We start from the raw sequence: 9,146 nt of genomic DNA, 5'->3' as shown, positions 1-9,146 counted from the left end.
CGCTTACCAAGCTTTCTTCTTGTAATACTATTTGAAAGAAGAAAAATCAGTTTGATAAACCAAAGGAGATGACGACTAGCGTATTTTAATTAATTTCAGGGTTCTACTTCAAAAACTCTACATTCCATATTTTCTCTGCTTTTCTGCCTATTAGCCAAAAAGACGCTGCCAGGACCGAAAAAAACAAAGCTTTATGCCAACTGTCCCAGAAGTATTCGAAATAGCGTGTGTAGAGGTTAATAAAGAGAAAAGTAATGCCAAATTCGCGGGCAATGTCATCACGGTATTTTAAACCAAATAAAGTACTCGCTACACAAATGGCTCCTGAAATTAATGCCCAATAAAATAGGCTTAGCTGCCTAACCTTATACCATTCTTCCAAACTGGCAAAATTGCCAAATACGGATAAGGCCCAAAGAGATACAAACAAATAAACCATTCCTGCGATATAAGTAACCTGGAAGAAGTTTTGTGTTTTGGGGAAAGCTTTCATAATGAAAGATGCTGCGGTTAATGCAGCTCCAAAAACCACAAAGCGCAAAGGGTAATTCATGCCAAGGAAGTAATAATTCCATCGGCTTAAATAACCTGTTTCAGTACCAAACCAGGCACCTAAAGATATCAACGCAAAAACCCAGATTAAACGCGAATTGAAGATATAACCTAAGGCACCATAAATAAAAACAGATATTAAAATCAGGATAGAGAAGTTACCAGATCCATTGTCCATCGCCTTTCCGAAATAAGCAATAGCATTCGCCGTGAGTAAAATTGCAGAAAAAACGATAGCCTCATTGCTAAACTTTAAATGGGCCAGCTTCTTCTTCCGATTAAAACCCAGGATGTAAAGCCACGCAGCCAATCCGCCAGAAACAATAGCGATAACAATATTAGGTGTATTGTAAACCCGTTTTAAATAGTTTAAGATCGAATTATCGATGAGGAGCGATCCAAGCGCAATAAAACCGCAAGCCAAAGCTACCCAAAAAGCATACTGTGCCAGGCGTAACCAGTCGAAGTTTTTGGCTTCATAACTTTTACGGAGTTTATCACCAGTTTCATCATTAATTAAGCCGTCACTTTGCCATTGCTCAATCATATCATCAAGAAACTCACTCTTTTCTCTATCGACTTTCATAGGTTAGGTTATACACGAAGATAGGTTTTTTTAGTCCTTAGTCAAAAGTCCTTAGTTAGAAGTCTAAATTGACTAAAGACTACCGGCTAAAGACTCAGGACTATCTATATAACTTCCTTAATCTTCTTGTTATTGCCTACAATCCAAATTACATCACCGTTGTCGAATACAAAGTCTGAAGAAGGATTCAATATCCGATCCGTACCTCTTTCTATACCAACAATTAAGGCCTGTGCTTTTTCGCGGATGCCTGCATTTCTAATACTAAGTCCATAAACAGGCGATTCTGCATGGACAACTACCTTTTGCAAGGTCATTTCTTTATTCGGGAAATTATTTTCTTCAGCTGTTTCTGGAGCATCAACTTCTAAAAGTGCTTTAACAGCCGCCAATTGATCATCAGCACCAATTAATAGCAGTTTATCGTTTGGATAAAGCCGCTCATCTCTTCCAGGTGTTGGAATGTTATTTCTTCCACGCTCTATTAAAGCAATGTTAACCCCATATTTTTCCCTGATCATTAATTCGGTAAGTGTTTTTCCAACTACTTCCGATTCAGGGGAAACAGTGAGTTCAGTTAAGTGGGTATCCCAGGGTAAAATATCAGGTTTTTGATTTTCACGTGCATTTAAATTCAACATGAAACGTCTTTCCAGTTTATCATAAAACGATTGTAGTTTCCTGGAGAAAATAACCATGCCGATGATGATCAAAACCAATGCGATTACAGCTGCAATCCAGGTATCAAAAAACTCGTACATTAAAAAACCTACAAAGAAAATACCTAAGGCTATTCTGAAAAATTCGATCGCAATTAACGGTCCTCGGGTATACTTTTTGTTCAGCCAAAGGTGAGAATAGGCTGTTCGTTGAATCCTTCTGATCGATAAGGCCCATAAAAACGGCGACATTAAAATAAAGGAAACCACTACACTGATAATAATAGAAGTTAAACTATTGGAAATATTGCTCACAATAAAAGGCTGAACGTACCTGTAGGCTAAAAAGATGATCGCAATGATAATTACGGAGTGGATAATGGTATTAAAAATATAAGACCTCAATAAAACCTTCCAATCGCTTAATGTGGTAATTCCTTCGGTACTGGAGCTGTACCTTTCGATTCCATCTAACCATTTTTTAGGTAAAACACGGTTTAAATACTGGTAAAAAGGTTCAGATAGTTTAATCAGATATGGTGTGGTAAATGTAGTGATCGCTGCTGCTGCTACCGCAATAGGATAAAGGAAATCGCTGGTTACTTTAAGGGTTAAGCCTAATGAGGCAATGATGAATGAAAACTCACCAATTTGCGCCAAACTCATGCCTGATTGTACCGAAGTTTTTAACGGCTGACCGGATAACAACGCACCTAAAATGGTAAATATGATTTTCCCGAAGATAATAACCACAGTAGCGGCTAAAATTGGAACCCAATACTTAACCAGCATAGAAGGATCAATCAGCATACCAACCGAAACAAAGAAAACTGCGGCAAATAAGTCTTTTACCGATTTGGTTAAGTGTTCTATTCTTTCTGCCTGTGTGGTTTCGGCTAAAATAGAGCCCATTATAAACGCACCCAAGGCAGGAGAGAAGCCAACCTTATCGGCCAATAATACCATCACCAAACATAAACCTAATGATACCACGAGCATGGTCTCATCATTCATTAATTTTTTGGTTGCTTTAAGGAACGAGGGAATTAAGAATATTCCACCTAAAAACCAAAGCACTAAAAAGAAAGCCAGTTTTAAGATAGAATACAGCATTTCGGTACCAGCTGATTGCTGACTAACCGCCAGGGTAGAGAATAATACCAATAACAAGATGGCCACCAGATCTTCAACAATTAAAACACCAAAAACCAGACCTGCAAACTTTTTATGTTTTAAACCAAGTTCTTCGAAGGCCTTAATGGTAATCATTGTTGATGAGATGGACAAAATTCCCCCCAGAAATAAACTATCCATGTCCTTCCAGCCCATTGCTTTACCAACTAAGTAGCCCGCCAGAATAATAAAAAGGACTTTTACAATCGCTGTGATGGAGGCGGAACCGCCAACTTTAACCAGTTTTTTGAAACTGAACTCTAAGCCAAGACTGAATAAAAGGAAAATTACACCTATCTCGCCCCAAATATTGATACTTTTTGTATCGGTAACAGAAGGGAAAAAATCTAAATGTGAGCCAACCAGCAGGCCGGCCAGTATGTAACCTAAAACCAGGGGTTGTTTAATTCGTTTAAATATGAGGGTAGTTATCCCTGCTGCAGCAAGGATTAATCCTAAATCGGCAATTAAATCGGGTAAATGCATCTATAAAAATGGGTATTGTGATTAAATAATTTATTTCCAAGTATTATTACTCGGCATTTTATTGAAAGCACCACATTTGTGGTTAAAAATGAAATTACTTACCAAAAAACATGTTTTGGATAGAGCATCTTAAACAAATACCAATAATTATGCTTTAATCTCCTGATTACAACTTTTGTATTGATGGTTTTGTTCTTAAAAAAAAGGAACAGCAAAAAAGTGATCAGTACAAATGCACTGGAAGATATTTTTATAATTGAACTGTTAATGAAATCTTTTTGCAGACTTTCACTGTCCTGATTGAAATCAGAATTGGATTTGAATTTTTTTTTGCTTGAAATGAAACTTATTTTGGTGTTTTTTAATGGCACATCATTTCTTTTTTCCTGCGATGCGAAAGCCGCAAAATTAATGGAGATAGAGAGAAAAAAGATGATGTAAAAAAGCCTCATTGCCGCTAATATAACGAAAATGAGGCTTTTTTGAAAGGAAAATTGGATTTAACAGAAATAAATAGCCTTTTGACTTGGATTACTAAAATTGAGTTTGTAAAATCACTCACATCTCGAATTACCGTCATTTCGAGCGGAGTGCAACGAAGTCGAGAACCACGAAGTGCTCAGCGAAGCTAAATCTGTTTAGATAGATCTCTCCATTTCACTGCGTTCCAGTCGAGATGACGATAGCGTTGGATACGCTAAAAATAATTTTACTTGTTAAAATAAGCTAAAGTAGCCTCCTTGTCTTTTTGTAACTGTACAGTTAAAGCTTCTAATCCGGTGAATTTCACGTCATGACGCAGGAATTTCAAAAAGTTCATCTTAATATCCTGTCCATAAATTTCCTGATTAAAATCGAAGATGTTAACCTCAATGTTTCTGGTCATTCCGTTAATGGTTGGGCGTTGCCCGATGTAGGCCATACCTTTGTAAGGTTGGAGGTTTAAGGTTGAGGGTTTAGGGTTTAGGACATCGGACTCCGGACTTCGGACTTCGGACTCCATTTCTACTGTTACTGCGTAAATGCCGTCGCCGGGGATCAGTTTATAAGTTTCTTCTACAAAGATATTGGCTGTTGGGAAACCTATTGTTCTTCCGATTTTATCACCTTTAATTACCCTTCCAAAAATAGAAAAAGGATAGCCAAGGTAGTCGTTAGCTAAACTTACATCTCCAGCGAGTAATGCCTGACGGATTTTGGTAGAGCTTACCGCAACATCATGAATATCCTGCTCCATAATTTCTTCCACACTAAAACCATAATGTAAACCTGCGGCCTTTAAATCGCTTAAATTTCCAGAACGGTCTTTGCCAAAGCGGTGGTCGTAACCAATAATGATATGCTTGGTGCCAATGTTATTCACCAATGTATTTTTGATATAATCTTCAGGCAGTTGATTAGAGAAATCTCTGGTAAATGGTGTGATGATTAAATGATCTACTCCTAAACTTTTTAAAATTTCGGCTTTTTCATTAATGGTATTAATCATCTTCAAATCCTGGTTTTCAGGATCGATAATCATTCTCGGGTGCGGGAAAAAAGTTAATATTACGCTTTCTCCGTTATCGGCTTTTGCTTTTTGTACCAGTTGTTTAATAATTTTTTGGTGTCCGAAATGTACGCCATCAAAAGTGCCAATGGTTACAATGGCGTTATCTAATTTTTTAAAATCCGAAAGGTTATTGTATATCTTCAATGGAATGGAAAATTAATGTAAGGCATGGCGTTTTACTACCCCGCCTTTTAAATCGGCAATCTGTTGTTGTATTACAAAGGCATCCGAATCAATCTGTCGTATAGCGGTTTGTAATTTGCTCATTTCTAGTTTGGTAACAACGGTAAAAATAATATCGATATCTTTCTTTTCTCCGTAACCACCTTCGCCTTTATAGATGGTCACCCCTCGTTTCATTTCGTTAATAATGAATCCCTTTATGGCTTCCTGATGTTCCGAAATAATGGTAACGCCCGTGTATTGTTCTATGCCGTTTACAATGAAATCGATCGTGCTTGATGCCGATAAATACGTTAGAATGGCATACAGTGCCGTTTCGATATTTAAGAAATAAGCTGCGAAGGCGAAAATAATGATATTTAAAATCAGGATGATATTTCCAACGGTTAAAATGCTGTTTTTACTGATGTAAAGCGCTAAAACCTCAGTTCCATCGATTACACAGCCACCGCGCATGGCCAGTCCGATTCCACCGCCTAAAAATAATCCGCCGAAAAATGCGATGAGCAATTTATCGTGGGTAATGGGTTGAAAGGGAAGAAAAATTAAGGCTAACGAGAGCGCAGCAATGGCAATAGCGGTTTTAAGGGCAAAGCCTTTACCAATCTGCCTGTAACCTAAAATTACAAAGGGAATGTTGATAATTACAATAAGGTACGATAAATTCCAGCCTGTTAAGGTGCTTAACAAAAGGGAAATACCTGTAACACCACCATCGATAAAGTGACTGGGCATTAAAAAGCTTTTTAAGCCAAAACATGCCGAAGTTACACCTGCAATAATTAAAAGAATTTCTTTTATAAACCTGATGTTCTTGTTTTTGATGCGGTTCATGCCTCTGCTTCAGTTTTAGCTTCTTCTTTCTTGCTACGAATATAATTAACAAGTTCTAATACCTCAAACGCATCTTTAAGCAAAAAGTTTCCGCTCCGGGTACGGGTAAGTTTAGAAAGATAAGCCCCGCTATTTAAAGTTTTACCAAAATCGGATATTAACGAGCGGATGTAAGTGCCTTTACTGCATACAATCCTAAAATCGATCTCTGGCAATTCGATCCGTGTAATTTCGAATGCTGGAACATTTACAAAACGTTTACGCAGCTCTACCTCTTCACCTAATCTTGCTTTTACGTATAAACGTTCGCCATTTACCTTTACAGCAGAATGTGCAGGCGGATATTGCGCTATATCGCCAATAAATGGTTTGCATGCCGCATATATATCTTCTTCGGTGATGTTGCTGATGTCGAAAGTTTGATCTACTTCCGTTTCCATATCGAACGATGGGGTAGTAGCACCTAAAATCATGGTGCCAGTATATTCTTTCTCTTCAGCCTGAAAAGTATCTATCTGTTTAGTCAGTTTGCCTGTACAGATGATTAACAGCCCTGTAGCAAGTGGGTCTAAAGTGCCGGCATGACCAACCTTAAGCTTTAATGGTTTTAAAGAATTACGGATTTTGCCCACCACATCAAATGAAGTCCACTTGTATGGTTTGTTGATTAAAAGCAATTCGCCTTCAGCAAAATTGAAATCTTTGAATTTTGAATTTTCGGTACTCACAAATCTTTTTTGCGCAAAGATACGGATTCAATGTCGGTTGCTTAAGTTTTTTTTAACCACAGATACAAAGTATAAGGTTATGTCATAATTATAGATTTGTCATCCTGAGCTTGTCGAAGGACTTATTTAAATACCTTTTAAGGTGTTTCGACAGGCTCAACATGACATAATCTTAGAAGGAATTGTTTTTATGATACAACATCATCCGTGTAAATCTGTGGTTAATATTCCTGGACTATATAATCTGTAAGTTGTGTCCGCTCAGCAATAAGATGATAATAATTAAACCAGCAGCAATTCTATACCATCCAAAAACCTTGAAACCATTTTTGTTTAAGTATCCGATAAAACTTTTTATCGCCAAAAGTGCCACTACAAAAGCAACAACATTACCGATAATTAAAAGGTTAGTCTGCTCATGGGTAATAGCGTGCCCTTCTTTATAAAAATCGTAAAGTTTTTTTGCTGTTGCAGCAAACATGGTAGGTACAGCCAAAAAGAATGAAAATTCTGCTGCAACTTTTCTGCTTAATTTCTGACTCATACCACCAACTATAGTGGCTCCCGAGCGCGATACACCCGGTAACATGGCAATACACTGAAAGAAGCCTATTTTCAGTGCCGTTAAATAAGTTACTTCCTCCTCTTCATTAATGGTTGGTTTATTAAACCATTTGTCTACAAATAATAAGATAATACCACCAGCTAATAGCGAAATACCAACAGCCATTGGGCTTTCTAATAATTCGTCTATCTTTTTGCTTAATAACAGACCAAATATGGCAGCTGGGATAAATGCAACCAGTAATTTAATGTAGAAATTTATCGATTTGAAAAATCTTTTGAAATAGAGTACAACCACTGAAAGTATTGCACCCAATTGTATCACAATAGTGAAAAGCTTTACAAATGGTTCTGATGCAATGCCCATAAAAGACGAGGCTATAATCATGTGTCCGGTGCTCGATACAGGCAAAAATTCAGTTAATCCTTCAACAATCGCAAGGACAATGGCTTCAAAAGAGTTCATATTTTTAGAAAAGATAAGAAATAAAGAAAACGCTTAACCAATAAATTAAGCGTTTTAAGTATAGTCCTTTATGATAAAATTATTTTTTTAGGATAGCATAAATGCCAAAAGCAAAACCCGCCAACACCACTATCGGTGCCAATAAGGTTCTTCTGAAGTCATAAATATCACCAGTGGTACCCATCATTAATATAAAACCAACGGCTACAATTGCAATGCTGATTAACAATAACTGATAGTTTTTTTTGGTGAAAACCAATTCGCTTTTAACGTCCTTTACAACCGGACCTGTTTTTTTTTCTGCCATTATCTATAAAGATGATAAGATTTTAAACGTAAATATCTGCTTACTGCAAACCATGTACTAATGCCTGTTATAAAAATACCCACAATTAAAAGGCCTATAAATACGAAGCCAAATTCCTGGTAGTTATTTAAAATAATAATCTCAGGTACCTCTTTGCGGGCATAAATTAAAGTTGCCAATAAAATTATGATGGCAATAAATGCAGCAATTAAGCCATGCAAAGCAGCATACAGTAAGAAAGGACGTCGAATAAAGTTTTTCGTTGCACCAACCAGCTGCATACTTTTAATTAAAAAGCGCTGTGAGTAGATTGCTAGTCTTATTGTGTTGTTAATCAGTGCGATAGAGATGATTAGTAGTAGTGCGGCAAAGGCTAAAATAATTAAGCCAATGGTGCTGATATTTTTGTTCACCATATCAATTAAAGAGCTTTGGTAAACTACTTCTTTAACAACAGGATTTTTAGAAATACTTGCTTTTAAGGCATCGATGCTTTTATTGTTCGCGTATTCTGCTTTTAAATACACATCGAAGGTAGAAGTTAGCGGGTTGTAACCTAAAAAGTTAACAAAATCTTCACCTAAATCCTGTGTTAAATTTCTGGCTGCAAGCTCTTTATTTACATATTGCGTTTGTTTTACAGCAGGGTTGGCATTTAACTCTTTCTGAAACGCTAAAACATCGGCTTCTTTGGCACCTTCATCAACAATAATGTTTAAAACAATGTTTTCTTTAACGTAGTTAGACAGGTTTTTGGCATGTACAAGTACCAAACCAAGCAGCCCCAGCATTAATAAAACCAATGCAATACTGATTATAGTAGAGATATAAACGGTTTTGGTTTTCTTAGATGCATCACTTACTTCGAATTCTTCCATGTATTTCATTTTTGTTTCTGCGAAAATATAAATTATACCTGATAAACACCAATTAATGATTACTAAATGAATATTAACGGAAAGCTTTTGCTTTTAGTTTGAGTATTAATTCTTTAATTAAATTTACTTTTTCTGAAAACGCGGTACGAAATTTGTTGAAACGGCGTTAATTATGGAT

Annotated in this window: 8 protein-coding genes; all 8 read right to left on the bottom strand. The window is 36.6% G+C overall.

Going from position 1 to position 9,146, the window contains the following annotated elements:
- Window positions 1-103: 103 nt before the first annotated feature.
- The 8 genes from AC1RJ8_RS18510 to AC1RJ8_RS18475 all read right to left on the bottom strand — a co-directional run bounded on the left by AC1RJ8_RS18510 (window position 104) and on the right by AC1RJ8_RS18475 (window position 8,968).
- Complete coding sequence (locus tag AC1RJ8_RS18510; RefSeq protein WP_492954745.1) at window positions 104-1,138, bottom strand: DUF2157 domain-containing protein; 1,035 nt, start codon at window positions 1,136-1,138, stop codon at window positions 104-106.
- 104 nt (window positions 1,139-1,242) lie between these two features.
- Window positions 1,243-3,456: a monovalent cation:proton antiporter family protein gene (locus AC1RJ8_RS18505; protein WP_492954746.1), complete on the bottom strand. Its 2,214-nt coding sequence runs from the start codon at window positions 3,454-3,456 to the stop codon at window positions 1,243-1,245.
- A 709-nt stretch (window positions 3,457-4,165) separates the two neighbouring features.
- Window positions 4,166-5,152, bottom strand: coding sequence for a bifunctional riboflavin kinase/FAD synthetase (locus AC1RJ8_RS18500; RefSeq protein WP_492954747.1), 987 nt, complete (start codon window positions 5,150-5,152; stop codon window positions 4,166-4,168).
- A 12-nt stretch (window positions 5,153-5,164) separates the two neighbouring features.
- A complete protein-coding gene (locus AC1RJ8_RS18495; RefSeq protein ID WP_426325829.1) occupies window positions 5,165-6,025 on the bottom strand; it encodes a YitT family protein in 861 nt (286 codons plus the stop codon).
- Window positions 6,022-6,753 (bottom strand): tRNA pseudouridine(55) synthase TruB, encoded by a 732-nt coding sequence (gene truB / locus AC1RJ8_RS18490; protein ID WP_492954748.1) that lies wholly within the window; start codon window positions 6,751-6,753, stop codon window positions 6,022-6,024. The genes AC1RJ8_RS18495 and truB overlap by 4 nt, the downstream gene beginning before the upstream one ends.
- Window positions 6,754-6,988: 235 nt before the next feature.
- Complete coding sequence (locus AC1RJ8_RS18485; protein ID WP_492954749.1) at window positions 6,989-7,783, bottom strand: undecaprenyl-diphosphate phosphatase; 795 nt, start codon at window positions 7,781-7,783, stop codon at window positions 6,989-6,991.
- A 79-nt stretch (window positions 7,784-7,862) separates the two neighbouring features.
- Entirely contained in the window at window positions 7,863-8,090 is a 228-nt protein-coding gene (locus AC1RJ8_RS18480; protein WP_029275801.1) for a DUF3098 domain-containing protein, read from the bottom strand.
- On the bottom strand, window positions 8,090-8,968 hold the full coding sequence (locus tag AC1RJ8_RS18475) for a cell division protein FtsX (protein WP_029275800.1): 879 nt from the start codon (window positions 8,966-8,968) through the stop codon (window positions 8,090-8,092). The genes AC1RJ8_RS18480 and AC1RJ8_RS18475 overlap by 1 nt, the downstream gene beginning before the upstream one ends.
- Between the last annotated feature and the right edge of the window lie 178 nt (window positions 8,969-9,146).

It is taken from the genome of Pedobacter sp. GW822-FHT03F06, from assembly GCF_058801365.1.
The sequence above is the reverse complement of the archived record's forward strand: the minus strand, read 5'-3'. Positions and strand labels throughout refer to the sequence as shown.

Bases quoted from the DNA above. Each gene is read 5' to 3' on its own strand.
- AC1RJ8_RS18510 (WP_492954745.1), bottom strand. From the start codon at position 1,138: ATGAAAGTCGATAGAGAAAAGAGTGAGTTTCTTGATGATATGATTGAG.
- AC1RJ8_RS18505 (WP_492954746.1), bottom strand. From the start codon at position 3,456: ATGCATTTACCCGATTTAATTGCCGATTTAGGATTAATCCTTGCTGCA.
- AC1RJ8_RS18495 (WP_426325829.1), bottom strand. From the start codon at position 6,025: ATGAACCGCATCAAAAACAAGAACATCAGGTTTATAAAAGAAATTCTT.
- AC1RJ8_RS18485 (WP_492954749.1), bottom strand. From the start codon at position 7,783: ATGAACTCTTTTGAAGCCATTGTCCTTGCGATTGTTGAAGGATTAACT.
- AC1RJ8_RS18480 (WP_029275801.1), bottom strand. From the start codon at position 8,090: ATGGCAGAAAAAAAAACAGGTCCGGTTGTAAAGGACGTTAAAAGCGAA.
- AC1RJ8_RS18475 (WP_029275800.1), bottom strand. From the start codon at position 8,968: ATGGAAGAATTCGAAGTAAGTGATGCATCTAAGAAAACCAAAACCGTT.